This window comes from Lysobacter sp. K5869, assembly GCF_018847975.1.
Classification (GTDB): Bacteria; Pseudomonadota; Gammaproteobacteria; order Xanthomonadales; family Xanthomonadaceae; genus Lysobacter.
The window spans coordinates 2920125-2945432 of sequence record NZ_CP072597.1 but is presented as its reverse complement, the minus strand read 5'-3'; the positions used below and the strand labels follow the sequence as shown (position 1 = coordinate 2945432).

18 protein-coding genes are annotated in these 25308 nt (G+C 70.1%); 12 read left to right on the top strand and 6 right to left on the bottom strand.

Annotation, left to right across the window (positions count from 1 at the left end):
* Positions 1–37: 37 nt before the first annotated feature.
* Positions 38–2818, bottom strand: coding sequence for a leucine--tRNA ligase (leuS, locus tag J5226_RS12635; RefSeq protein WP_215840213.1), 2781 nt, complete (start codon positions 2816–2818; stop codon positions 38–40).
* Between the two features lie 181 nt (positions 2819–2999).
* Here leuS and J5226_RS12630 point away from each other — a divergent pair, with 181 nt between their 5' ends.
* On the top strand, positions 3000–4793 hold the full coding sequence (locus J5226_RS12630; RefSeq protein WP_215840212.1) for a diguanylate cyclase: 1794 nt from the start codon (positions 3000–3002) through the stop codon (positions 4791–4793).
* 261 nt (positions 4794–5054) lie between these two features.
* On the opposite strand, the gene J5226_RS12625 is transcribed toward J5226_RS12630, so the two are convergent.
* Positions 5055–5225 (bottom strand): hypothetical protein, encoded by a 171-nt coding sequence (locus J5226_RS12625; RefSeq protein WP_215840211.1) that lies wholly within the window; start codon positions 5223–5225, stop codon positions 5055–5057.
* 530 nt (positions 5226–5755) lie between these two features.
* A complete protein-coding gene (locus tag J5226_RS12620) occupies positions 5756–5992 on the bottom strand; it encodes a hypothetical protein (protein WP_215840210.1) in 237 nt (78 codons plus the stop codon).
* 318 nt (positions 5993–6310) lie between these two features.
* Here J5226_RS12620 and J5226_RS12615 point away from each other — a divergent pair, with 318 nt between their 5' ends.
* Positions 6311–7645, top strand: coding sequence for an amidohydrolase family protein (locus J5226_RS12615; protein WP_215840209.1), 1335 nt, complete (start codon positions 6311–6313; stop codon positions 7643–7645).
* Positions 7646–8400: 755 nt separating this feature from the next.
* Here J5226_RS12615 and J5226_RS12610 read toward each other — a convergent pair.
* Positions 8401–9087 (bottom strand): DUF998 domain-containing protein, encoded by a 687-nt coding sequence (locus tag J5226_RS12610; RefSeq protein ID WP_215840208.1) that lies wholly within the window; start codon positions 9085–9087, stop codon positions 8401–8403.
* 98 nt (positions 9088–9185) lie between these two features.
* On the opposite strand from J5226_RS12610, the gene J5226_RS12605 reads away from it, so the two are divergent.
* A complete protein-coding gene (locus J5226_RS12605) occupies positions 9186–10055 on the top strand; it encodes a tetratricopeptide repeat protein (protein ID WP_215840207.1) in 870 nt (289 codons plus the stop codon).
* A 203-nt stretch (positions 10056–10258) separates the two neighbouring features.
* Here the strand turns inward: J5226_RS12605 and J5226_RS12600 are convergent, their stop codons facing one another.
* Positions 10259–10714, bottom strand: a complete 456-nt coding sequence (locus J5226_RS12600; RefSeq protein ID WP_215840206.1) for a GNAT family N-acetyltransferase — start codon at positions 10712–10714, stop codon at positions 10259–10261.
* Positions 10715–11163: 449 nt separating this feature from the next.
* Here J5226_RS12600 and J5226_RS12595 point away from each other — a divergent pair, with 449 nt between their 5' ends.
* From J5226_RS12595 to J5226_RS12555, 9 genes are all read left to right on the top strand, one after another.
* The gene (locus J5226_RS12595; protein WP_215840205.1) at positions 11164–11613 is read left to right on the top strand and encodes a DUF4442 domain-containing protein; all 450 of its coding nucleotides are present in this window, start codon (positions 11164–11166) and stop codon (positions 11611–11613) included.
* Between the two features lie 197 nt (positions 11614–11810).
* Complete coding sequence (locus tag J5226_RS12590) at positions 11811–13835, top strand: serine/threonine-protein kinase (protein ID WP_215840204.1); 2025 nt, start codon at positions 11811–11813, stop codon at positions 13833–13835.
* A gap of 339 nt (positions 13836–14174) precedes the next feature.
* On the top strand, positions 14175–14861 hold the full coding sequence (locus J5226_RS12585) for a DUF502 domain-containing protein (protein ID WP_215840203.1): 687 nt from the start codon (positions 14175–14177) through the stop codon (positions 14859–14861).
* Positions 14858–16036 (top strand): PQQ-dependent sugar dehydrogenase, encoded by a 1179-nt coding sequence (locus J5226_RS12580; protein WP_215840202.1) that lies wholly within the window; start codon positions 14858–14860, stop codon positions 16034–16036. The genes J5226_RS12585 and J5226_RS12580 overlap by 4 nt, the downstream gene beginning before the upstream one ends.
* Entirely contained in the window at positions 16033–16845 is an 813-nt protein-coding gene (locus tag J5226_RS12575; RefSeq protein WP_255323070.1) for a queuosine precursor transporter, read from the top strand. The genes J5226_RS12580 and J5226_RS12575 overlap by 4 nt, the downstream gene beginning before the upstream one ends.
* Positions 16846–16950: 105 nt before the next feature.
* Positions 16951–18789: a DUF885 family protein gene (locus tag J5226_RS12570; protein ID WP_215840201.1), complete on the top strand. Its 1839-nt coding sequence runs from the start codon at positions 16951–16953 to the stop codon at positions 18787–18789.
* An 801-nt stretch (positions 18790–19590) separates the two neighbouring features.
* On the top strand, positions 19591–21300 hold the full coding sequence (locus tag J5226_RS12565; RefSeq protein WP_215840200.1) for a FecR domain-containing protein: 1710 nt from the start codon (positions 19591–19593) through the stop codon (positions 21298–21300).
* A gap of 66 nt (positions 21301–21366) precedes the next feature.
* Positions 21367–23022: a CHASE2 domain-containing protein gene (locus J5226_RS12560; RefSeq protein WP_215840199.1), complete on the top strand. Its 1656-nt coding sequence runs from the start codon at positions 21367–21369 to the stop codon at positions 23020–23022.
* A 263-nt stretch (positions 23023–23285) separates the two neighbouring features.
* Complete coding sequence (locus J5226_RS12555) at positions 23286–23627, top strand: hypothetical protein (RefSeq protein ID WP_215840198.1); 342 nt, start codon at positions 23286–23288, stop codon at positions 23625–23627.
* Positions 23628–23882: 255 nt separating this feature from the next.
* On the opposite strand, the gene J5226_RS12550 is transcribed toward J5226_RS12555, so the two are convergent.
* Positions 23883–25229 (bottom strand): DEAD/DEAH box helicase, encoded by a 1347-nt coding sequence (locus J5226_RS12550; protein ID WP_215840197.1) that lies wholly within the window; start codon positions 25227–25229, stop codon positions 23883–23885.
* Between the last annotated feature and the right edge of the window lie 79 nt (positions 25230–25308).

Genomic DNA, 25308 nt, shown 5'->3' with positions numbered 1-25308 from the left:
GGCGGCGTCGGTCGAGCGAGGACGGACCGGCGGGCGATCAGGCCGCGACGATGTTGACGATCTTGCCCGGCACCACGATCACCTTGCGCACGGTCAGCCCTTCCAGGTACTTGGCCGCGTTCGGTTCGGCCAGCGCGAGCCGTTCGATCTCGTCCTTGGGCGTGTTGATCGCGACCTCGATCGTGCCGCGCAGCTTGCCGTTGACCTGCACCGCCAGGGTCGCCGCGTCGCGGGTCAGCGCGGCCTCGTCGGCCTGCGGGAAGGCGATGTCTTCCAGCAGGGTTTCGGCGTGGCCCAGCGTCTGCCACAGCGCGTGGCTGGTGTGCGGGGTGATCGGATTGAGCAGCAGCACCATCGCTTCCAGCGCTTCCTGGCGCAGGGCGCGGCCGTTGCCGCTGGCGTCGTCGAACTTGTACAGATGGTTGAGCAGTTCCATCACCGCGGCGATCGCGGTGTTGAAGCTGTGGCGGCGGCCGTAGTCGCCGCCGACCTTCTGCACGGTTTCGTGGATCTGCCGGCGCAGGGTCTTTTGCGGCGCGGTCAGCGCGGCGGCGTCGAGCGCCGGCGCGACGCCGGCGTCGGCGTGCTTTTGCACCGCGGTCCACAGCCGGCGCAGGAACCGCGCCATGCCTTCCACGCCCGCCTCGTTCCACTCCAGCGACTGGTCCGGCGGCGCGGCGAACATCGAGAACAGGCGCACGGTGTCGGCGCCGAACTTGTCGACCATCAGCTTGGGGTCGACGCCGTTGTTCTTCGACTTCGACATTTTCTCGGTGCCGCCGATGTCCACCGGCTGCCCGTCCGCCTTGAGCGTCGCCCCGACGATGCGGCCGCGCTCGTCGCGCGTGACCTCGACGTCGGCCGGGTTGAACCACTCCTCCGAACCCTTCGGGCCGCGCGAGTAGGTCTCGGCGATCACCATGCCCTGGGTCATCAGATTGACCGCGGGCTCGTCGCTGTTCACCAGCCCCTGATCGCGCATGAGCTTGTGATAGAAGCGGAAGTACATCAGGTGCAGGATCGCGTGCTCGATGCCGCCGATGTACTGGTCCACCGGGGTCCAGTACTTGGCGCGTTCGTCGACCTGCTGGGCCGCGCCCGGCGAGGTGTAGCGCGCGTAGTACCAGCTCGACTCCATGAAGGTGTCGAAGGTGTCGGTTTCGCGCTCGGCCGCGCCGCCGCAGTTCGGGCAGGTGGTCTTGCGCCAGTTCGGATCGGCCTTGATCGGCGAGGCGACGCCGCTGAATTCGACGTCTTCCGGCAGCACCACCGGCAACTGGTCTTCCGGCACCGGCACGTCGCCGCAGCTCGGGCACAGGATCACCGGGATCGGGCAGCCCCAATAGCGCTGGCGGCTCACGCCCCAGTCGCGCAGGCGGAAGTTGACCCGGCGGTTGCCGCGGCCTTCGGCCTCGAAACGCGCGGCCAGGGCGTCCAGCGCCTGCTGGAAGTCGAAACCGTCGTACTCGCCGGAATTGACCAGCCAGCCGCGCTCGGTCCACGGGCCTTGCTCGTCGATGCCGGTCTGGAATTCCTGCACCACCTGCACCGCGGCGCTGGTGTCGTACACGTCCAGCGCCGGCGCGCCGCCCAGCGCGCTGCGCATCGGGTCGGCGTGCGCGGCCACGTCGCGGCCGATTTCGGCCAGCGCGTCGCGCACCGCGTCGGGGACGATCACGGTCTTGATCGGCAGGTGGTAGCGCTTGGCGAATTCCCAGTCGCGCTGATCGTGGCCGGGCACGGCCATGACCGCGCCGGTGCCGTAGCTCATCAGCACGAAGTTGGCCACGTACACCGGCACTTGTTCGCCGGTGACCGGATGGACCGCGCGCAGGCCGGTGTCGCGGCCGCGCTTTTCCTGGGTTTCCAGCTCGGCTTCCGACACGCCGCCCTGGCGCAGCTCGGCGATGAAGGCGGCCAGATCGGGATCGCTGAGCGCGGCGTGCGCGGCCAGCGGGTGCTCGGCGGCGACCGACACGTAGGTCACGCCCATCAAGGTGTCGGGACGGGTGGTGAACACCACCAGATCGTTCAGCGCGGCATCGACCGGGCGGCCGTCCTCCTCGACCACGTCGAAACGGATCTCCAGGCCTTCGCTGCGGCCGATCCAGTTGCGCTGCATGGTCTTGACCGCGTCCGGCCAGCCCGGCAGCGCGTCCAGGCCGTCGAGCAGCTGCTGGGCGTAGTCGGTGATCTTGAGGAACCACTGCGGGATTTCGCGCTTTTCCACCAGCGCGCCGGTGCGCCAGCCGCGGCCGTCGATGACCTGCTCGTTGGCCAGCACGGTCTGGTCGATCGGGTCCCAGTTGACCACCGAATTCTTGCGGTAGGCCAGGCCCTGCTTCATCAGCCGCACGAACATGCGCTGCTCGTGCACGTAGTAGTCCGGCGTGCAGGTGGCGAACTCGCGCGACCAGTCGATGGCGTAGCCCATGGTCTTGAGCTGCGCCTTCATGTGGGCGATGTTGGCGTAGGTCCACTTGGCCGGCGCGGTCTTGTTCTTGATCGCGGCGTTCTCGGCCGGCAGGCCGAACGCGTCCCAGCCCATCGGCTGCAGCACGTTGAAGCCGGTCATGCGCTTGTAGCGGCTGATCACGTCGCCGATGGTGTAGTTGCGCACGTGGCCCATGTGCAGCGCGCCCGACGGGTACGGCAGCATCGACAGGCAGTAGTACTTGGGCTTGGCCGAGCGCTCGTCGACCTCGAAGGCGCGGGTTTCGTCCCAGTAGCGCTGGGCGGCGGCTTCGAGCGCGGCGGGCTCGAACGCCTTGGAATCGGTCTGGGAGTCGTGCGGGGCGGGGGCGGCGGCGTCGGACACGGGCGTGGCGGTGGCGATGGGGCAGGACCGCCAAGCCTACCGCAGCGCACAAAAGCCCGCCACGCGCGCGTCCGCGACGGGCGGCGCCGGTCCGGCGGCGGCGCCCGTCGCGGCGCGTGCACGGCGGCGGCCGCCCGGGTGTGGGAAACTGGCTGCGGTCAGACCGTCCCCCGAGCCCGCCTTGGCCCTGCCGTCGCCGTCCGCGCCCCCGCCGGCCGCTTCCGCAACGCCGCCCGCGCCCATCGCGGCGCCGTTCGCGGCGCGCTTCGCTTCGCGCTACCGCGCCTACCGCCTGCCGGCGTTCCTGCTCGCCGCCGCGCTGTTGGCCGCGGTCGGCATCGCCACCGTGGTCGGCCTGCGCGGCTTCGCCGAGAGCGCCGAGTGGGTCGAGCACTCCTATCAAGTCATCGCCGAGATCGAATCGACCCTGGCCTCGACCCGCACGGTCGAATCCAACGCGCGCGGCTACCGCCTCACCGACCGCCCCGCCCTGCACGCCGAATACCTCGCCAGCATTCCCGGCGCGCTGAGCCACTCCGAGCGACTGGTCGAACTGACCCGCGACAACCCGTTGCAGCACCGCCTCGCCCGCGACATCCAGAAACGGGTGCGGCAGCGGCTGGCCGACATCGACGCTGTGGTCGCCCTGCACCTGCGCGACCCGGCCCAGGCCCGCCTCGACAGCCAGACCAGCCACGGCGCCGAGCACATGCGCGCGCTGACCGCGGTGGCCGACGCCATGCGCGAGAACGAGCGCGGCCTGCTGCACGCGCGCGACGCGCGCAGCGAGCGCAACGCGACCTGGCTGACCGCGCTGGTGGTGTCCGGGCTGCTGCTGGCGCTGACCTTGCTGGCGCTGCTGATGCTCAACCTGTGGCAGGAAAACCGCCGCAGCCGCGCGCTGGAGCGCGAAAGCCGGCAAGCGCTGGCCGAACTGGAAGCCTCCGCCGCCGAACGCCAGCGCCTGACCGAGCGCCACCGCAGCCTCAGCCACTACGCCGGCCTGCTGCAAAGCTGCCAGACCCTGGAAGAGGCGATGGACATGACCGCGCACGTCATCGCCGACCTGATCCCGGAGCTGGGCGGGCGCTGCTACATCCTGCGCGCCTCGCAGAATCTGGCCGAAACCGCCGCGCGCTTCGGCCGCGAAGCGATTCCCAGCGCCGACCTGCTGCAACCCAACGACTGCTGGGCGCTGCGCCGCGGCCAAGTGCACCGCAGTCAGGCCCACGACGGCGGCGTGCGCTGCGCCCACCTGGAACGCGCCGCGCGCGGCGACGAAGACCCGCGCTGGAGCCTGTGCGTGCCGCTGATGGCGCAGAACACCTCGCTCGGCCTGCTGTGCCTGAGCGGCGAACACCCGCCGCGCGAAGCCGATCTGGCCCTGATCCAATCCATCGCCGAACAGCTCAGCCTCGCCATCGTCAACCTGCAATTGCGCGAAACCCTGCGCGTGCAATCGCTGCGCGATCCGCTGACCGGCTTGTTCAACCGCCGCTACCTGGAAGAGAACCTGCAGCGCGAACTGCTGCGTTGCCAGCGCCGCGGCCTGCCGCTGTCGGTGCTGATGCTCGACGTCGACCACTTCAAGCGCTTCAACGACACCCACGGCCACGCCGCCGGCGACGCGCTGCTGGCGCGGGTCGGGCAACTGCTGCAGGAACTGGTGCGCAACGAGGACATCGCCTGCCGCTACGGCGGCGAGGAATTCACCGTGGTGCTGCCCGAAGCCGACGGCGAAGCCGCGCGGCAGCGCGCCGAGCGGATCCGCGCGGCCATCGCCGCGACCACGATCGTGCACCTGCGCCAAACCTTCGGCCCGGCGACGTGTTCGATCGGCGTGGCGACTTCGGCGAGCGAGCGCGATACGCCGCAGCAGTTGCTGCAGACCGCCGACGCAGCGCTGTACCGGGCCAAGGCCGAGGGGCGCGACCGGGTGGTCGACGGCCAGCGGGCGGCGGGCGACGGCGGGTAAGCCGCGCTCGCTTTCGCAAGACGCGCGTCGACGCTGCTGCCGGCGTTGCGGATCGCGCGATCGCGGCCGCTGGCGGCCTGAGCGTCGGGATCGTCGCTGCGTCCGCGAACGCTGCGACGTTCTTTCACGAAAAAACCCGGGACGGCGCACCGTCCCGGGCCCGAGCGCTGCGCCTCATCCGGCGCGTCGGCTCAAACGCGCCGGCTCAAACGCGCCGATTCGGATGCGCAGATTCAGACGCGCAGATGCGGACACGCCGATTCAGACGCACACGCGCCCGACCGGGCGCCCGTCCTTGTCGTACAGCAGTTTCTCGATCTTGCCGGCCGGGCACGGTTGCGGCATCGGCTTGAAGATGTCGGCGGCGGCGTGGGTGGCGAAGGCCAACAGGCCGGCGGCGGCCAAGGCCGCGAACAGACGCGACTTGCTCATGATGGGGTTCGACTCGCTGGGCGAACCGGAAGCGTGGTGGCGAAGGCGACGGATTCCCCGGTCCGTATGGAGTCCGGCCGGGGCTCACCTTGCGCAAGCGCCGTCGCGCTGACAAGTGCGGCGGCTCGGGCGATGGCGTTTTTTTGGCCAACTCGGTTACGGAATCGCAAGCGCGCTGTGTGATCGCAACGAAGCTCGCGACGCGGCGCGCGCATGCGCTTGCGTATGCGCGCGCATCGCGGGCGACCCTACGGCGGCGTGCGTTGGCCGCGGCGCGGGTGCGGCGGCGCGGGCGCATCGGGCGTTGTGTCGGCTTGCTTGGTTGGCTCGCTTGATCGGCTCGCTTGATCGGCTCGCTTGATCGGCTCGCTTGATCGGCTCGCTTGATCGGCTCGCTTGATCGGCTCGCTTGATCGGCGTGCTTGATCGGCTCGCTTTTGATCGGCCCGCGCCAGATCGGTTCGCCTTCGTCCGCCGCGCTCCGATTCCGATCAAGCGGCTATCGCCTCTCCGACGATGGATCGCCCGATTCAGCCGCCCGGCGTTTGCGCCTCCACCGCCGGACAAATCCACACCACCGAACCGTCGGCTTGCGGCACCGCCACCGCCGTCGCCTCGCCGCGGCAAACCACCGGCGCGGACTTGGCCAGATTGCTGCGGTCGGTGCCGCTGCTGCCCTGCCCGCCGCCGTCGTCGTCGGCCAACGCCGCGCCGCTGAGCAGCAACGCCGTCAGCACGGCCGTTCGGATCGTCGTATCGCGCTTCATCGTTCGTTCCCTCGAAAGCCGCGCGGCGGCGGCGCAGCGGCCAGCCTGCGCGCGCGCCGCGACGAGGACAAGCGCGCAGGCGCGACGCGCCGACGAATGGAGCGCACGCCCAGACGCGAACGCGCGCACCGACTGACGCGCCGCGTCTAGTGCTTTGGTCACGTTGACCCGCGCCGCGCCGCGCTTGCATGCTGGCCCGGCCGGCGGCCGCGGCCGGGGGAGTCCGCCGCGGCGCCGCGCTTGCACGATCCTGCGATTCCACCGCGCGAACGGCGCCTCGCCGCTCCGCGCGCACGCCCGCCCACGCCGGAACCGACCATGCCCCGAACGCTCACGCCCCGACCGACCGCCGCCGCTCCGCTGGCCCTGGCCGTCCTCGTTTCCGTCTTCGCCGCCGCCGCGCACGCCGCGCCGCCGCCCGCGGCCGAACCCACGGCGCTGCGCTGCGGCAAGCTGTTCGACGCGCGCAGCGGCAAGCTGCTCGGCCCGCACACGGTGACCGTGCGCGACGGCAAGATCGCCGACGTGCAAGCCGGCCTCAACGACGTGGCCGGCGCGCGCGCGGTCGATCTGAGCCAGCACACCTGCACGCCCGGCTGGACCGACCTGCACGTGCACCTGGGCGGCCAGTCCAGCGCGCAGAGCTATTCCGAAGGTTTTCGCCTCGACCCGGTCGATTTCGCCTTCCGCTCGGTCGGCTACGCCAACAAGACCTTGCTGGCCGGCTTCACCAGCGTGCGCGATCTCGGCGGCGAAGTCAGTCCGCATCTGCGCGACGCGATCAATCAAGGCCTGGTCAGCGGCCCGCGCATCTGGGCGGCGGGCAAGTCCATCGCCACCACCGGCGGCCACGCCGATCCCACCAACGGCATGAACGACGCGCTCTCGCATCTGATCGGCCCGCCCGGCCCGACCGAGGGCGTGATCAACTCCATCGACGACGCGCGCCAAGCGGTGCGCCAGCGCTACAAGGAAGGCAGCGACGTCATCAAGATCACCGCCACCGGCGGCGTGCTGTCCTACGCCAAGTCCGGCGACGCGCCGCAGTTCACGGTCGAAGAGGTCAAGGCCATCGTCGACACCGCCAAGGATTACGGCTATCGCGTCGCCGCGCACGCGCACGGCGAGGAAGGCATGAAGCGCGCGGTGCTCGGCGGCGTCACCAGCATCGAGCACGGCACCTACATGAGCCCGGAAGTCATGTCGCTGATGAAGCAGCGCGGCACTTGGTACGTTCCGACCATCTACGCCGGCCGCTTCGTCGCCGACAAGGCCAAGATCGACGGCTACTTCCCCGACGTGGTGCGGCCCAAGGCGGCGCGGATCGGCGCGATGATCCAGCAGACCGCGGCCAACGCGTACAAGAACGGCGTCAAGATCGCCTTCGGCACCGACATGGGCGTCGGCCCGCACGGCGACAACGCGCGCGAGTTCGTCTACATGGTCGAAGCCGGCATTCCGGCCGCGGTGGCCTTGCAGGCGGCGACGATCCGCGCGGCCGAGGTGCTCGGCGTGGACGACCAGGGCACCATCGAAACCGGCAAGCGCGCCGACATCGTCGCGGTCAAGGGCGATCCGATCGCCGACATCAACACGGTGCTGGACGTGGCGTTCGTGATGAAGGACGGCAAGGTCTACAAGCAGGCCTTGTAAGCGCGGTTTCGGTCGGTGTTCGCACGCGAACCCCGGTCGCGCAGGCGGCCGGGGTTTTTCGTGCGCGCGTGCGGTCGTTCGCGAGTGGGATCCCGCGTTGCGTTCGAGTGCGGCGTCGCGTTGGCTTCGCCTCGCAGCCGTATCGCGATCCGCTTCGGGTCCTCGCCGATGGCGGGCGCTGGATGCGCGGAACATCAAGCGGGATGCGCGACCGGGATACCGCGCCGCATCGCATCGGCGCCCCGCTCCGCCGCCGCGCCCGCAACCGCCCGCTTGCACACGGGCTTCACACCTGCGATCCCAATTCCGGCAATCCCGTCGCGCCCAAGCCGGCGCCGGCGTCCACCGCGTGAGCCCGGTCACGGCGATCGCCGCGGGCACATGCCATAACCCTGCCGGTTGCGCGTACGCCGCCTCCCCCGTCCGCGCCGCTTTCCTCCGCAACGCACGCTCCGCAATGCCGCCGTCTTCGCAGCCCGCCCTTCGCAGAAAAGGATTTCGCCGATGACATCCCCGCTTCGCGCCGCCGTTGGCGCGACCACCGGCCAGGACGGGCACGCGCGCTGAGCGATCGCTTCCATGCCGTTGCCGCAGCAAGGTCAGCCGCGGGCGCGCCCGCGGCAGGCGCCGATTACGACCGACCTTGCTGCGGCACCGGCGCCATGGTTAGGAGATAGCGGATAGGAGTTAGGAGATAGCAAAAGCGTGCCGACGCTCTTGCTATCTCCTAACTCCTATCTCCTATCTCCTATTCGCTAGCTTCTGGCTTCCAGCCGCGTGGAAGCCACGAACGCCGCCAGCCACGCGAGCAAGGCCACGCGCTGCGCGGGCGCCGCCGGCACCAACCGCCAATCCGCGGCGATCACCGCCAAGGCCACCGTCGCCGCTGCGGCCAGCGCGATCGCGCCGAAGCGGCGCCACGCCGGCGCCGCCAGCGAGGCGTAGGCCAGCAACACCGCGCCGGGCGCGAACGCCAGCCACCACAGCATCCAGGCCAGCGCGTGCAAGCGGCTGGCGTGCGCGTCGAGGTCTTGCGGATCCAGCGTCGCCACGCCCTGCGCGGCCCAGGCCAGCGCCGACCACAGCCACAGCCACGCGCCGATCCGCGCGGTCGCGCGCTGCGCGCGCGCGGCGCCGGTCAAGCGCCAGGCCACCCACGCCAACGCGAGGCCGGGGCCGATGTAGCCGAGCCAATTGAACGCCAGCGCGCGCGGAATGCCGTCGGCGCCGAGCAGGCCCGGCGGGTGCCGCCAGTGCGAATACCCTTCGAGCGCGGCGCCGAAACCGAGCAGCGCCGCCACGCAGCACAGCGCGGCGGCCAGCGCCACGAACGTGTCGCGCGAGCGCGCGTTCGCGCCGCCGCGCGCCGCGACCGCAGCGCCCGACGCGGCGGAACCGGCCGACGCGCCCGCGCCGCCGGCTTTCTTGGATGAGCCCTTCATCGCGACATGCTAGCGTGCGCGGCTCGCGGCGCGCTTGCCTCGCCGCGCCTTCGTCCCCACTTCGGAACGAATCCGCTTTCGCCTTCATGAGCCCGCCGATGACCGCCACCGCCGCCAATCCCCACGTGTTCGACGCCACCGCCGAGCGATTCCAGCAGGACGTCCTGCAGAAGTCGCTGGAGACGCCGGTCCTGATCGACTTCTGGGCCGAGTGGTGCCAGCCGTGCAAGACCCTCGGCCCGATCCTGGAAAAGCTGGCCGGCGAGTACAACGGCGCGTTCGTGCTGGCCAAGGTCGACGTCGAGGCCGAGCAGCAGCTCGGCGCGGCGTTCCAGATCCGCTCGATTCCCACCGTCTATCTGATGAAGGACGGCCAGCTCGTCGACGGTTTCGCCGAAGCGCTGCCCGAGGGCGTGGTGCGCGAGTTCCTCAAGTCGCACGGTATCGAGCCCGGTGCCGCCGCGCCGGCCGACGTCGAGGCCGAAGCCCCGCCCGTGGACCCGCACGCCGAAGTCGTGCGCCTGCGCCGCGAGAGCGCCGAGCAGCCCGACAAGCCCGAACTCCAGCTCGACCTCGCCCTGGCCCTGCTCGCCACCGGCGCCCAGGCCGAATCGGAACAACTGCTCGACGCGCTGCCGGCGAATCTGGCGACCGACGACCGCAGCGTGCGCGCCCGCGCCAAGCTCGGCTTCCTCAAGGTCGTCGCCGACGCGCCGCCGGCCGCGACTCTGGAAGCGGCCCTGGTCGCCACGCCCGAGGACTCGCAGGCCCGCTACCTGCTCGGCGCGCGCCTGATCGCCGCCGGCCAGGATCAGGCCGGCCTGGAGCAGCTGATCGAACTGCTGCGCCGCGACCGCGCCTTCCAAGAGGGTTTGCCGCGCAAGGCGCTGATCGACGCGTTCCGGGTCGTGGCCGATGAGGATCTGGTCGGGGTGTATCGGCGCAAGATGTCGGCGTTGTTGTTCTGAGATTGGCGCGGCGGAAAGCAGGACATAAGAGGAGCGGGGAATGGCGGGGAGGTCGCTCCGCCGGGTCTTCGCCGCGCGTGTTTCCGTCGCCCGCCCCTTGCGAAGAGGACGGTCAGAGCGCCCGACTGTTGATCAGGGGGCGCGGGTTCGAGTCCGACTCCGGGCGCCGGTAGTCCCCAGGGCTGCGAGCCATCGCGGCCCTTCTATTGGTCCCGAATTCCGCCGTCGGCGACCATCGGCACAAACATCAGCCCATTCGCGGTTTGCGCTTGCCCTTGCGCGACGAAGCCCAGACGTTCGTACATCGGCACCGCATACAGCGACGCGTTGACCGTAAAGGTCGATTGCCCGGATAGGGCCGCAGCGTGCTCCCAAAGCGCGCGGCCGACCCCTTTGCGCTGTGCGTCGGCCCTGACAAAGAGGTGGTACAGATGCGAATCGCCCCGCATCGCGAGAAATCCGTGGATTCCGGAGGCGTCTTGCGCGACGTAGGAGCGAAAATCAGGCGCAACGATACGCTGGGCGACAGCGGCGGGCGTCAGGGTTTGCAGGAACGGCGCCGCTTCGGGGCCGGACGGGTCGACCAGGAAATGATGGGCTAAGGCGTTGATCAAGCGGCTTATCGCCTCGGCATCGGAAGCGCTGGCTGGACGAATCATGTGCTTCCCGGTGGTCTGTCGCGGTTCCAACCCAAAGGGGCCGAGGCGATCTGTGAAGACGGCAGACCGGCGCCCCGCGAAACAGTAGCGCATGGAGGGCGGCGTCCGGCGACGGGTCGCCGGGGGATGGGCGGGTGTGGCGGCCGCGCCGATGCCGCCGTTCGACATCGAGGGCGTCGGGAGGCGATCGAGGGGCCGACCGTCGCATCCGAGGGCGGATCGCCGCTTGCGCGAAGCCAAAAAGCCATTTCGAGTGGCGTTCGAAGCAATGCGCAACCAGAAACTGCCGAACCACATCCGAACCAAGGCCGCGGCGGCTTACAGCCGAAAGCCAGCCACGAACCGAAGCGGGCCCTCGCCGTCCCGCCCAGTCCCAGCGCCCTGCCCCCGCTTCAACAATACGCACCCGTATGGCACACTGCCCGCGCCCGTCCCCACCCAGCGCGCGCATGAAAGCCAACACCCTGCGTCACGGCCTGAATCTGTGGCCGCCGTTCCTGTTCTCCGGCGTCCACGTCGCCGCGATCTCGCCCGATTACCGCCACGCCACGGTCGAACTGCGGATGCGGCCGTGGAACCGCAACTACGTCGGCACCCACTTCGGCGGCAGCCTGTTCGCAATGACCGATCCGTTCTGGATGCTGCTGGCGATGCAGTCGCTGGGCCGCGACTACATCGTCTGGGACCGCGCCGGGGCGATCGAATTCGTCAAGCCGGGCCGCGGCACGGTCCGCGCCCGGTTCGACCTCAGCGAAGAGGTGCTGGAAGAACTGCGCGCGGCCACCGCCAACGGCGACAAGTACCTGCGCTGGTTCGAGAACGACATCCTCGACGCCGGCGGCGAGGTCGTCGCCAAAGTGCGCAAACAGCTGTACGTGCGGCGCAAGCGCGACCGCTGAGCGGCCGCGGCCGCGCCGGCGCGGCTTTGAGACCCGCGTCGCCATTCCTTCCGCGCCGCTGCGGTATGGAAGCAACTGTCAGAAACGACGCCTGAGCCCCGCTCAGGCTTGTAAACGCGGGCACTTAAAAGCCACACTAGTCGTCACGCGGGCACTGTCGCAGCGTTATGCTGCGCAGTCGCGACACGGGGCCGCGAATGTCCAACAGCACAACTCAAACCGATGCTTATCGCGCGCCGATGCCGGAGATCGCCGGCTATCGTCTGCGCGAAATCATCAACCACGGCGGCTCGTCCACGGTGTACCTGGGCGAGCAAAGCGCGTTGGGTCGCGAAGTCGCGATCAAGATCATGCTGCCGCACGCCTTGGCCGACGAGGTCAGCCGGCGCCGCTTCGAGAACGAAGTGCGCACCATCGCGCGGCTGGAACACCCGCATGTGGTGAGCATCCACGAGGTCGGCCGCACTCGCGACGGCCTGCCCTACTACGCCATGCCGTACCTGCCGCGCGGCCATCTGGGCAAGCGCATCGAGCAGGGGTTCTCGCGCGGCGAAGCCGACGTCATCGCCATCGCCGAGCCCTTGCTGGCGGCGCTGGAGTACGCCCACGCCCGCGGCGTCGTGCACCGCGACGTCAAGGCCGAGAACGTCTTGTTCGACAACAGCGAACGCCCGCTGCTGGCCGATTTCGGCATCGCCCTGCGCCGCGGTTTCGGCGCGCGCATGACCGCGACCGGGCTGGCCGTGGGCAGCACCGCCTACATGGCGCCGGAGCAGGCGCGCGGCGAGGAAGTCGACGGCCGCGCCGACCTCTACAGCCTCGGCGTGCTGATCTGGGAAATGCTCACCGGCCGGTTGCCGTTCGAGGCGCCCGACGCGCTGTCGATGGCGGTGATGCACGCGCAAGACCCGATCCCGAAGCTGCCGCCGCCGCTCAAGCACTGGCAGCGCTTCATGAACCGCGCCCTGGCCAAGCAGCCCGAGCAGCGGTTCGAGCACGCCGCCGAGATGGCCGCGGCGATGAGCGAGATCAAGCACCGCGGGCAGATGAGCGGCTTCGGCCGCGCCATGAGCGCGCTGCGTCCGCTCAAGCGCTGGGCCACGCCGGCCTGGGCCGGTCTGGCCGTGGCCGCGATCGGCGTGGTCGCGGTCGGTTTCGGCCTCAACCGGGTCGAGAAGGACGGTTTCTTCCGGGTCGAATCCAAGCCCGCCGTCAGCGCCGCCGCGGCGCCGGCCGCGCCGGATCCGACCCAGGCGATGATGGCGCCGCTGCCGCAAGCGCCGCTGCAGGAATCGCTGCAGGCCGCGCGCAGCTATATCGCCGAGGGCCGTCTGGCCGCGCCGGCCGACGCCAACGCCTACAACAGCCTGCTCACCGCCTGGCATCTGGACAGCACCAATCCGGAAGTGGCGGTGGTGGTGGACGAACTCACCCAGGCCTTCGGCGACGCGCTCGCGCGCGATCTGCGCGAGGGCCGCGATCCGCAGGCGCGCCAGCATCTGGTCAACGTCACCGCGCTGGGCCAGCAGACCGGCACCGCCGACTCGCCGGCGCAGCTCGCGCTGCGCGAGAAGGCCGCGCAGGCGCTGCAGGCGCGGCTGGATCTGGCCGCGCGCCGCGGCGACGGCGCGGACGCCGGCAAGGTGATCGCGCTGGCCGACGAGTTCGCGCTGCCGCGCACGGTCTCGACCAAGCTGGTCGCGCAGGCGCGCGGCATCGCTGGCGACGGCACGGTCGCGCGCGGCACCGTCGCCGCCAGCGCCGCCGCGCCCGCGGCGAGCGTGGCGGTGAGCTTCAACCCGCGCCCGGTCAGCCGCGGCGAGTTCGCCCGCTTCGCCAACGCCAACCAGCGCACGCCGGCGCTGTGCCGCGAGCGCGTGTCGCTGCTGCGCGTGCTCTCGCCCAAGGACTGGAAGGACCCGGGCTTCGGCCAGACCGAGTCCGAGCCGGTGGTGTGCGTGTCGGTCTCCGATGCGGAGGCGTATGCGCAGTGGTACAGCCAGCAGACCGGCCGCCGCTACCGCCTGCCCACCGCCGAGGAAGCGCAGCGCATGCCGATCAACGGCGGGCGTTCGCTGTCGATGTGGTCGGCCGATTGCGGGCGCAACTGCCAGCAGCGGCAAGTCGGCGGCAACTCGTGGCGCAGCGCGCAGGCGCAGCGGCCGTTGAGCTCGGGGCGCGGGTACGACGACGTCGGGTTCCGCTTGGTGCGCGAGCGCTGAGGCGCGGCGCGACGGACGTTCGCTACGAAGCCCTCCCTCGCGGAGGGCTTTTTGTTGGGCCGCGCCCCTGTAGGAGCGGCGTAAGCCGCGATCAACCGAAGCGACGCGATACCACACAGCATCCGAAGCCCGGCGGTGCGAGCCCTCGCTTCTGAGGCGCCGGCCGAGGTTCCGGGCTTCGGCCGGCGCGCTTGCGTCAGTCGCTTCGGTCGATCGCGGCTTACGCCGCTCCTACAAAGGGCATCCGAACACGACACAGACCTCGCCCCCCGCCGACCCGCTCGCACCGGCAAAGCCGCGCGCCTCCCAGCGTCGCCGCGCTCCCCTACAATCCGCGCCATGCGCCCGCCCAATCTGCAACGCCTGTTCCTCACCGGCCTGCTGACCCTGCTGCCGATCTGGCTGACCTGGGTCGTGGTCAAGTTCGTGTTCGTGCTGCTGTCCGACATCAGCCGGCCACTGATCGGGCCGATGCTGCAGAACCTCGCCCTCGCCCAGCCGCACGCCCTGGGCTGGCTCAACGACGCCTGGGTCCAGACCGCGCTGGCGCTGGTCGCCACCGTCGCGGTGATCCTGCTGTCCGGCGTCCTCGCCCGCCGCGTGGTCGGCCAGACCTTGCTGCGCTGGTTCGAATCGTTGATCCGCCGCATCCCGCTCGCCAGCACCATCTACGGCAGCGCGCGGCAGTTGCTCGACATCCTGCAGACCAAGCCCGACGGCACCCAGCGCGTGGTGTTGGTCGACTTCCCGCACACCGAGATGAAATCGATCGGTTTCGTCACCAAGGTGATGCGCGAAGAAGGCAGCGGCCGCGAGCTGGCCGCGGTGTACGTGCCGACCACGCCCAATCCGACGTCGGGCTATCTGGAAATCGTGCCGGTGGAGAAGATCACCCCGACCGACTGGAGCGTGGATCAGGCGATGAGCTTCATCATTTCCGGCGGCGCGGTGTCGCCGGCGACGATTCCGTTCTCCGTGCCCGCGGCGAAGCCCGCGGCCGCCCCCGACAAGGACGCCCACGCATGACCCCACGCTCCGCGTTTTCCCTCGCCCTCGCCGCCGCGCTGGCCCTGCCGTTCGCCGCGAGCGCCGCCGCGCTGACGCCGCATCCGGTCAAGCTCGACGACGGCCGCAGCTTCACGCTCGACCTGCCGGCCGATCTCGACATCGTTCCGGTCGCGCAAGGCCTCAAGCGCGTGCGCTTCTTCGCCCGCAGCCCCGACGGCCGCTTGTTCGTCACCGACATGCACGACTTGAGCGACAACAAGCTCGGCCGCGTGTACGCGCTCGACGGCTGGGACGAAAAGACCGAGCGCTACACCAAGCTGTCGGTGTACCTGGACAAGCAGCGCAACCCCAACAGCGTCGCCTTCCACACCGACGCCGGCGGCCAGCAATGGCTGTACGTGGCCAACACCGACAAGCTGCTGCGCTATCGCTACCGCAACGGCGACACCCAGCCGTCGTCGCAACCCGAGACGCTGGCGACCTTCCCCGATTACGGCCTGAGCTACAAATACGGCGGCTGGCATCTGACCCGCAGCCTCGCCTTCGGCGGCGGCAAGCTCTACGTTTCGGTCGGCAGCAGCTGCAACGCCTGCATCGAAAAGGAAGAAGTGCGCGCGGCGATCCTGCAGATGAACCCCGACGGCAGCGGCCAGCGCACCTACGCGCGCGGCCTGCGCAACGCGGTCGGGCTGCTGTACCGCGACGGCAAGCTCTACGCCACCAACCAAGGCTCGGACCATCTCGGCGACGACAAGCCCGACGAAACCCTGTTCGTGGTCCGCGACGGCGCCGACTACGGCTGGCCGTATTGCCACTTCAGCAACGGCAAGCCGTTCACCGATCCGAAATTCCCGCGCAAGGAAGGCTGCGCGATCGTGCCCAAGCCGTTCGCGTGGTTCCCGTCGCACGCCTCCGCGCTCGGCCTGACCTGGTTCCCGGCCAGCGACAACGGCCAACTGCGCGACGAGTTCGCCGTGGCCCTGCACGGTTCCAGCAAGCTCAAGCTCGGCCACGGCTACCGCATCGTCCGCGTCGGCGGCGACGGCCGCCAGCGCGGCGAGCTGGTCGGCGGTTTCGTGCAAGGCGGCAAGGCCGTGGGCCGGCCCTGCGACGTGCTCGCCGTGGGCCGCGACAGCTTCCTGTTCACCGACGACAAGTCGGGCGTGATCTACAAAGTGAGGCCGAAGCGGTGAGCGCCAGCGAAACCAGCATTCCCTTCGTCAGCGGCGAAGGCACGCGCACCTTGCAGGACCGCTCGCTGCGGTTGTTCATCGTGCTGTCCTGCTTCTTCTGCGTGAACGCGGCGCTGGCCGAGTTCATCGGGGTCAAGATCTTCGCCCTGGAAGACACGCTGGGCATCGCGCCGCTGCAATGGAATCTGTTCGGCCAACAAGGCTCGCTGAACTTCACCGCCGGCACCTTGCTGTGGCCGATCGTGTTCCTGATGACCGACGTCATCAACGAATTCTTCGGCCGCCGCGGCGTGCGCCTGATTTCCTGGCTGGCGGCGATGCTGATCGCTTACGGCTTCCTGTTCGCCTTCGCCGCGATCGCGCTGGCGCCGGCGGGCTGGTGGGTCACCGCCGCGCAAGCGCAGGGCGTGCCCGACTATCAGGCCGCGTTCGCGGCGATCTTCGGCCAGGGCATGTGGAGCATCGCCGGTTCGCTGGTGGCGTTCATGCTCGGCCAGTTGATCGACGTGGCGGTGTTCCACCGCATCCGCAGCGCCACCGGCGAGAAGCACATCTGGCTGCGCGCGACCGGCTCGACCGCGGTGTCGCAACTGGTCGACAGCTTCGTGGTGCTGTACATCGCCTTCGTGCTCGGGCCGCAGCACTGGCCGATCCCGCAGTTCCTGGCGATCAGCACGGTCAACTACGGCTACAAGATGCTGGCGGCGTTCGCGATGATTCCGCTGATCTATCTGCTGCGCGTGTGGATCCACGGTTATCTGGGCCACGAGCGCGCCAAGCAGCTGCGCGACGAGGCCGCGGCCGACTGACGCGCGGCAGCGAGCGCGGCGGCGGGCGCCGCGCCATGACCTTCGGCCCATGCCCCACCCGCGTCCGCGCGCGAGCCTGCGGGTCCATCTGTCCGGATCGACCCCATGACCGCCTCTTCGTCCCGCGCCTTCGCGCGCCCGGCCGCGAGCCTGCTCGCCGCGGCGCTGGCCCTCGCCCTGCCCGCCGCCGTCTTCGCCGCGCCCGCCGAGGCGCCCGCGCCGGCGTCCAAGGTCGTCGTCGAGACCAAGGCCGACAAGCTCACCCGCCTGTACGAGCAGTACTGGGAAGAGAACCTCAAGCTCAACCCGCTGCTGGCGACCCAGCAAGGCGATCCGCGCTACAACGATCAACTGCCGGCGCTGGGCAGCGCGCAGTACCGCCAGCAACGCCGCGCGTTCTTCCAGCGCTGGCTCAAGACGGTCGAATCGGTCGGCTCGCAGGGCCTGTCCGCGCAGGATCTGTTGAGCTACGAAATCTTCGCCCGCAACGCGCGCCTGGAGCTGGAAGCCGACCGCTTCCCCGATTGGCAGCAGCCGATCAACCAGTTCTACAACTTCGCTTCCAGCGTCGCCCAGTACGGCTCCGGCGCCGGCGCGCAGCCGTTCAAGACCGTCGCCGATTACGACAACTGGCTCAAGCGCGCGGCCAAGGTGCCGTCGGTGTTCGATCAGTTCATCGCCAACAGCCGCGAAGGCGTGAAGCGCGGCGTGGTCCAGCCGAAGGCGCTGATGGTGAAGGTGGTGTCGCAGCTCGACGCGCTGATCAAGGACTCGCCCGAGGCGACCTTGTTCTGGACGCCGGTGAACAAATTCCCGGCGAGCTTCTCCGACGCCGACAAGCAGCGCCTCACCGAGGCTTACCGCCGCGCGATCCAGACCGAGCTGATGCCGGCCTACGCGCGCCTGCGCGACTACGTGCGCGACGACTATCTGCCCAAGGCGCGCGACAGCGCGGGCCTGGGCGCGCTGCCCAACGGCGGCGAGTGGTACGCGTTCAACGCGCGCCGCTCCACCAGCACTTCGATGACGCCGGCGCAGATCCATCAGATCGGCCTGGACGAGGTCGCGCGCATCCACGGCGAGATGGACAAGGTCATCGCCGGGCTCAAGTTCAAGGGCGACCGCGCGGCGTTCTTCAAATTCCTGCAGACCGATCCGCGTTTCGTGTTCAAGGACGAACCGGCGCTGCTGGCGCACTACCGCGGCCTGGAAGCCAAGATCAACCAGCGCATCCCCGAGCAGTTCTCGCTGACGCCCAAGGCGCCGTTCGAGATCCGTCCGGTCGAAGCCTTCCGCGCGCAATCGGCGGCCGGCGGCTCCTACATGCGTCCGAGCGAGGACGGCACGCGGCCGGGCATCTTCTACGTCAACACGTACGACCTGCCCACGCGCAAGACCTGGGACGCGGAAGACTTGTACCTGCACGAGGCGATTCCGGGCCATCACTTCCAGCTCGCCTTGCAGCAGGAACTGACCGGCCTGCCCAAGTTCCGCCGCTTCGGCGGCGAGACCGCCTTCACCGAAGGCTGGGGCTTGTACGCCGAATCGCTGGGTAAGGATCTGGGCGTGTACGAAAGCCCGTACGACTACTTCGGCTATCTGCAGAACGAGCTGTGGCGCGCGATCCGGCTGGTGGTGGACACCGGCCTGCACAGCAAGGGCTGGACCCGCGAGCAGGTGATCGAGTACATGCTCGCCAACTCGGCCGAGAGCGAAACCCAGTCCACTGCCGAGGCCGAGCGCTACATGGCGATTCCGGGGCAGGCGCTGGCGTACAAGATCGGCGAACTCAAGATCATGGAGCTGCGCAAGCGCGCGCAGGCCGCACTGGGCCCGCGCTTCGACGTGCGCGAGTTCCATGCCGAGATGCTCAAGGACGGCGCGGTGCCGCTGGAGATTCTGGAGCGCAAGATCGATCGCTGGATCGCGGCGAAGCAGGGCTGAGGCGCAAACGCGATGCGCGTGCCGGCGTCATCCCCGCTGCTGCGGGGATGAGGTCGTGAGGGAACGTCGCATTCCTCAGCTATCGATTCCTCAGCATCGCCCCGTCATTCCGGCGTCAGCATCGCCCCATCATTCCGGCGTCAGCATCGCCCCATCATTCCGGCGTCAGCATCCCCCGTCATTCCGGCGAAAGCCGGAATCCATTTTGATCTTGCTCCGCTCCTGCGCGGCCAGCGACAAGAACGACAACAGCAAAATGGATTCCGGCTTTCGCCGGAATGACGGAAAGGGGAGTCGCGGCGCAGGAACGAAACGACTGCGCGATTCGTCCGAAGCCGTCGTCCCCTCGGAACGCCGAAAGCTCGGGCGCCGCCGCGCCCGGAGTCTGAAGTTCCGGTCCCGAGTTCGCGGGACGATGCCCGCGCGGGCACCCCATCCAGCGACAAGGCCGAAAACGGGAAGACGGCCGGTCGCGCGCGCAGCCCTCATCCATGCGCTCGCCCGCGCAAACATCCATGCGGTCGCCCGCGCAAACCGGCTCCCGCCCACTGCCCCATACGGCGCGCAGGCGCTAGGATCGCCCCCAAGGCACGGAATTCGCGCCTGACGCGCGAGCCCCCAGGCCCGATCAGACATGCCGAAACCGCCCGTCCGACGACCGCCGATCCCACCCGATCCACCGTTACGCACTCCCACCAGCGGCAAAAATGTGACTGAAGGCGCATAATTAGGGGTTGCTGTGTCCCTTGCCCGCCGGCCGCGCGGCCGGTTTCCGCCGTCTTTCTCAGCCACGGATTACGGATGTTCTCCATCGCAGCACCCGCCGCAGCGCTTGCGCCTTCCGCCGTCCCGCCGGCGGCCCGTCCGCGTCCGCGCGGGTCCCGCTGGTTCGCCCTGCTGATCGCGCTGCTCGCGCTCGCGGCCGTCTGCGCCCCGGCGTCGGCGCAGGACTGGAGCTACCGCGTCCGCCCCGGCGACACCTTGTGGGATCTGGGCGCCAAACACCTCAAGAGCGGCATCGACTGGCGCCGCCTGCAGCAGCACAACGGCATCTCCGACCCCTACCACCTGCCGCCGGGCACGCGCATGCGCTTCCCGATCGGCTGGCTGCGGATCGAACCGGCCAAGGCGCAAGTGATCGCGGTGCGCGGCGCGGTCAACTGGCTGGCCTCGGACAAGGCGCCGGCGCAGTTGGTCAGCGCCGGCCTGCGCCTGGGCATCGGCAGCCGCCTGGAGACCGGACCCGGCGCCAGCGCCACGCTCGAATTCGCCGACGGCTCGCGCATGACCGTGCAGGACAACAGCGCGGTGCAGTTCGACGAACTCAGCAGCTACGGTTCCACCGGCATGGTCGACACGCGCATGCGCCTGCAGCGCGGGCGCGCGACCAACCGGGTGATTCCGGCCAAGGGGCCGGCCTCGCGCTACATCATCGAAACCCCGTCGGCGACCTCGAGCGTGCGCGGCACGCGCTTCCGCATCAGCGCCGGCTTTGAGGGCGCGCTGGACGCGACCGAAGTGCTGGAAGGCAAGGTCCAGGTCGGCGCGCAACGCGGGCAAGTGCTGGTGACGCCGGGCTACGGCACCGTCGCCGGCCGCGACGGCGCGCCGGCCGCGCCGATCCAACTGCTGCCCGCGCCGCGACTCGACCCCGCCGCCACCCGCCTGGACGAGCTGCCCGCGCGCGCCGCCTGGAGCGCGGTGCCCGGCGCCAGCGGCTACCGCATCGAAGTGGTGCGCGACGACGCGCCGGAAGAATTGCTGTTCGAGCAAGCCACCAGCGAACCCCGCGTGCGCATCGACGACCTGCCGCCCGGCCGCCAGCGCCTGCTGGTGCGCGCGGTCGCCGGCAACGGCCTGGGCGGGCACGATCTGGTCCAGGCCTTCGACGTCCCCGCCGGCCCGGCGCCGCCGCTGACCCTGGCCCCGCTCGACGGCCAGACCCTGCATCTGCCGCAGCCGCGCTTCCAGTGGGCCAAGGTCGAAGGCGCCGCCACCAGCCGCGTGCAGATCGCCCGCGACGCCGACTTCGCCGCGCCGCTGATCGACGAACAGGTGCGCGGCCTGCGCTATCGCCCGAACCGCGACCTGGAACCCGGCGCCTACTTCTGGCGCGTCGCTTCGCGCGACGGCGACGGCCGGCCCGGCCGCTTCGGCAACGCCTTGCCGTTCCAGATCAGCGATGCCCCGGTCGATCCCGGCCTGGAGCCGCCGCAAGCCGCGCAAGGCAAGCTGACCCTGCGCTGGCAGCGCGGCGAACCCGGCCAGCGCTACCGCGTGCAGATTTCGCGCAAGGCCGACTTCGCCAAGCCGCTGCTGGAGCGAGAGGTGGATGAGCCGCAGATCGAAATCGACCGTCCCGGCGGCGGCACGTGGCACGTGCGCGTGCAGACCATCGAAGACGACGGTTATGCCGCGCCCTACGGCCCCGCCCAGGAAATCCGCCTGCCCTGCCGCCTGTGCTACGCCGCCGGCGGCGCCGGCGCCGTGTTGCTGCTGCTGGCGCTGTAGCCCGCGCGCGCCGATGCAGCCGCCCGCCACGCCGCCCTCGCCGCCGACCGCCACGGGCGCGCGCGCATGAAGCCCGGCGCGCTGCCCAAGCTGTTGCGCGGCGCCGCGGCGCTGGGCGCGGCCGCGCTGGCGGCGCTGCTGACGGTCAGCGGCGCGACCTGGCGCCTGGACGATTTCTTCTACGACCTGCACCTCTCGCACTGGGGCTACACGCCCGAGGGCGACGTGGTCGTGGTCGCCATCGACGACCGCAGCCTCAACGAACTCGGCCAATGGCCGTGGCCGCGCGACATCCACGCGCAGATGCTCGACCGCCTCGGCTACGCCGGCGTGCGCGGCGTGGCCCTGGATCTGGTGCTGGCCGAACCCGACCGCAGCGGCGACGAGCACGACCGCGCCCTGGCCGCGTCGATGCGCCGGCTCGGCCGCGTCGCCCTGCCGGTGGTGACCGCGCCGCTGCGCCAGAACGCGCCGCCGGTGGAAGTGCTGCCGACGCCGGTGATCGCCACCGCCGCCTCGACGCTGGGCCACACCGACATCGAACTCGACGCCGAAGGCACCGCGCGCGGCCTCTACCTCAAGGCCGGGCTCGGCGACGCGCGCTGGTCGGCGCTGTCGCTGGCGCTGATTTCGCTGGACGCGGGCGTCGCGCGCGATCCGCTGCCCGGCCTGCGCCGGCCCGCGTCCGACCGCGGCTCGCCGTATCAATGGACGCGCGACAACTACGTGCGCATCCGCTACGCCGGCCCGCCCGACACCTTCAGTCAGGTCTCCTACGCCGACGTGCTCAGCGGCCAAGTGCCGGCCGAACTGCTGCGCGACCGCTGGGTGGTGATCGGCGTGACCGCGACCGGGCTGGCGCCGCGCTACCTCACGCCGATGTCCGAAGACCAGCGCATGCACGGCGCCGAATACCAAGCCAACGTGCTGGAAATGCTGCTGCACCGGCGCGCGATCGTGCCGCTGGCGCCGTGGTGGCAGGCGCTGCTGGCCGCGGCGATGCTGCTGGCCGTGGTCTACACGATGGTCAACCCGCGCTTGCAGCGTCCGGCCTTGATCGCCGGCGGCGCCGCGCTGCTGGCCGCGGCCGGCAGCATCGTGCTGCTGCGCCTGACCGACCTGTGGTTCCCGCCGGCGGGCACCATCGCCACGATCGGCTTGGCGTATCTGGCCTGGCTGATCGGCCACCTGCGCCACTGGCGCCGCGAAGCCAACGTCGACACCCTGACCCAGCTCGGCAACCGCCGCCGCTTCGACCACGTGCTGCAGCGCGAACTCGCCAGCGCCCGCCGCACCCGCGCGCCGCTGTCGCTGGCGCTGATCGACGTCGATCACTTCAAGGCCTACAACGACGCCCACGGCCATCGCGCCGGCGACAAACTGCTGCAGAAGATCGCCGCGGTGATCGCCGCCCACGCGCGCCGCCCGCGCGACCTGCCCGCGCGCTTCGGCGGCGACGAATTCGCGGTGATCCTGCCCGACACCCACGTCGAAGGCGCGGCCCAGGTCGCCGACGCGATCCTTGCCGACATGCGCAAGCTCGACGCGCGCTACGGCCCGCGCGAAGACCAGCGGGTGAGTTTGAGCGTGGGTTTGTACACCTGCGTACCGAGCCCGCACACGCATGTGCGCACCGTGTTCGACGGCGCGGACGCGGCCTTGTATCGCGCCAAGGAGAACGGGCGGGATCGGCGCGAGGCGGCGCGGTTGGGCGAACTCTAGACGCAATGGCTACACGCTCGCGTCGCTGACGCCGGCCGCTTCCGCGATGCGCCCACCATGGCGACTGCGCGCACGCCTACGCCAACCGAAACATTACGGCGGCGCGATCTGTGATCGCACCCGCACTCGGATCGCGCGCATTCCGACGGCCGCCGATCCGGCGCGAAAACCGACGCTCTATCCTGGATTCACCCGAAGGAATGGGTGTACGCAGTTCGTCCATTTCGGATCGGGCCATGCGCAATTCTCACCAGGAGATATCCATGTCGAAGCTCGTTCTTCGGATCTCGGCGCTCGTGGCCATCGGCCTGAGCGGTCTCGCCACGGCGGACGCCGCCATCGTCCAAACCGTGCGCACCTCCAGCACCTTCACCACGATGGGCGGAGCGCAAGTCGAGGCGATCGCGTGGTGTCAGGCCGGCGAAGTCGTCAGCGGCGGCGGTCACAACATGACCTACGGCGATGGTTTGTTCATTTACTACAACGGTCCGGTCACCAGCGGTTCGCTGCAGGGATGGAAATTCCGTTTCTGGTTGGCGTCGGTTCCGATCCCGCCGGGCTCCTCGGTCGGCACGGCGTTCGCGGTCTGCTTGAAACAGCAGTAAGCCGCGGGTTCGCGCCGAGACCGAACACGCAAGAACCTCGGCGGCCGGATCGACGCGCGACGGCACGCTCGGCAGACATCCGGGCAGCAGCCCTCGCGACGGCGGGCGTTCAAGCAAGCAGCGCGCGCCGCGCCTTCGTCCGTCGACGACGAAAGCCGTCGGTCCCGGCCTCTTCGCCGGGTCGCGCCGCAAAAAGAAAAGGCCGGCAATGCCGGCCTTTTCTACTTTCCACGACGAGACGCCGAGGCGGATCGATCAACCCGCGCTGCGATCCCGGCGCGGGCCGCCTTGCTGACCGCCGCCGTTGCCGCCGCCGCGATGCTGCTTCGGACCGGCGTGCGCGTGACGCGCCGGCGGCTTGCCGTGCGGACGGTGCGCGGGCTTGCGCGGCGCGTTGTTGCCGCCGCGGTTGCCGCCCGGACCCGGACGGCGCGCGCCCGGCGCGTCGGACCCCATGCGCAGCGGGCGCGAGGGCTCGAAGCCGGCGACGCTGACCATCTCGATGTCGTCCTTGAGGATGCGCTGGATCTGCCGCAGCAGGCCCGCCTCGTCCGGCGACACCAGCGACAGGGCTTCGCCGGTCGCGCCGTTGCGGCCGGTGCGGCCGATGCGGTGGACGTAGTCCTCGGCCACCATCGGCAGATCGAAGTTGATCACCAGCGGCAGGCTCGGGATGTCCAGGCCGCGCGCGGCGACGTCGGTGGCGACCAGCACGCGGGCCTTGTTCGCCTTGAAATCGCGCAACGCCTTCTGGCGCTGGGCCTGGCTCTTGTTGCCGTGGATCGCGACGGCCTTCAGACCGGCGTCTTCGAGCTGTTCGGCCAAGCGGTTGCAGCCGTGCTTGGTGCGGCCGAACACGATCACCTGATCGTTCGGGCGCGCGGCCAGGATCTGGATCAGCAGATCGCGCTTGCGGCCGCCGTCGACCGGATGCACGCGGTGGCTGATCGCATCGGCCACGACGTTCTTGGCGGCGATCTGCACCTGCTGCGGCGCGCGCATGAACTCCAGCGCGAGCTGCTTGATCTGGGCCTCGAAGGTGGCCGAGAACAGCAGGGTCTGACGCGAGTGCGGCAGGCGGCCGAGGATGCGCTTGATCGCCGGCAGGAAGCCCATGTCGAGCATGCGGTCGGCTTCGTCCATCACCAGCAGCTCGACCGCGTCGAGCTTGGCGCTGCCGCGCTCGAGGTGGTCGATCAGGCGGCCCGGGGTGGCGACCAGCACGTCGACGCCGCGGCGCAGCGCGTCGAGCTGCGGGCCCATGCCGGCGCCGCCGTAGATGGCGTGGATGTTCAGGCGCAGGTACTTGGCGTAGCCGCGCAGGCTGTCGCTGACCTGCAGCGCCAGCTCGCGGGTCGGCGCCAGGATCAGCGCGCGCGGACGGCGCGGGCCGCTCTGCGGCGCGGCGGTGGCCAGACGGTGCAGCAGCGGCAGGCCGAACGCGGCGGTCTTGCCGGTGCCGGTCTGAGCGCCGCCGAGCAGGTCGTGGCCGGCCATCGCCAGCGGGATCGCTTCGGCCTGGATCGGGGTGGGGGTCGCGTAGTTTTGTTCGGACAGCGCGCGCAGCAGCGCGGGCGCCAGTCCCAGCGATTCGAACGTCATTGCTTTGGAACTCCAGATGTTCGCGCCGATGTGCCGGCCGCGCCATGGGCGAGCCGGACCTTCATGGGTCGCGTGATCA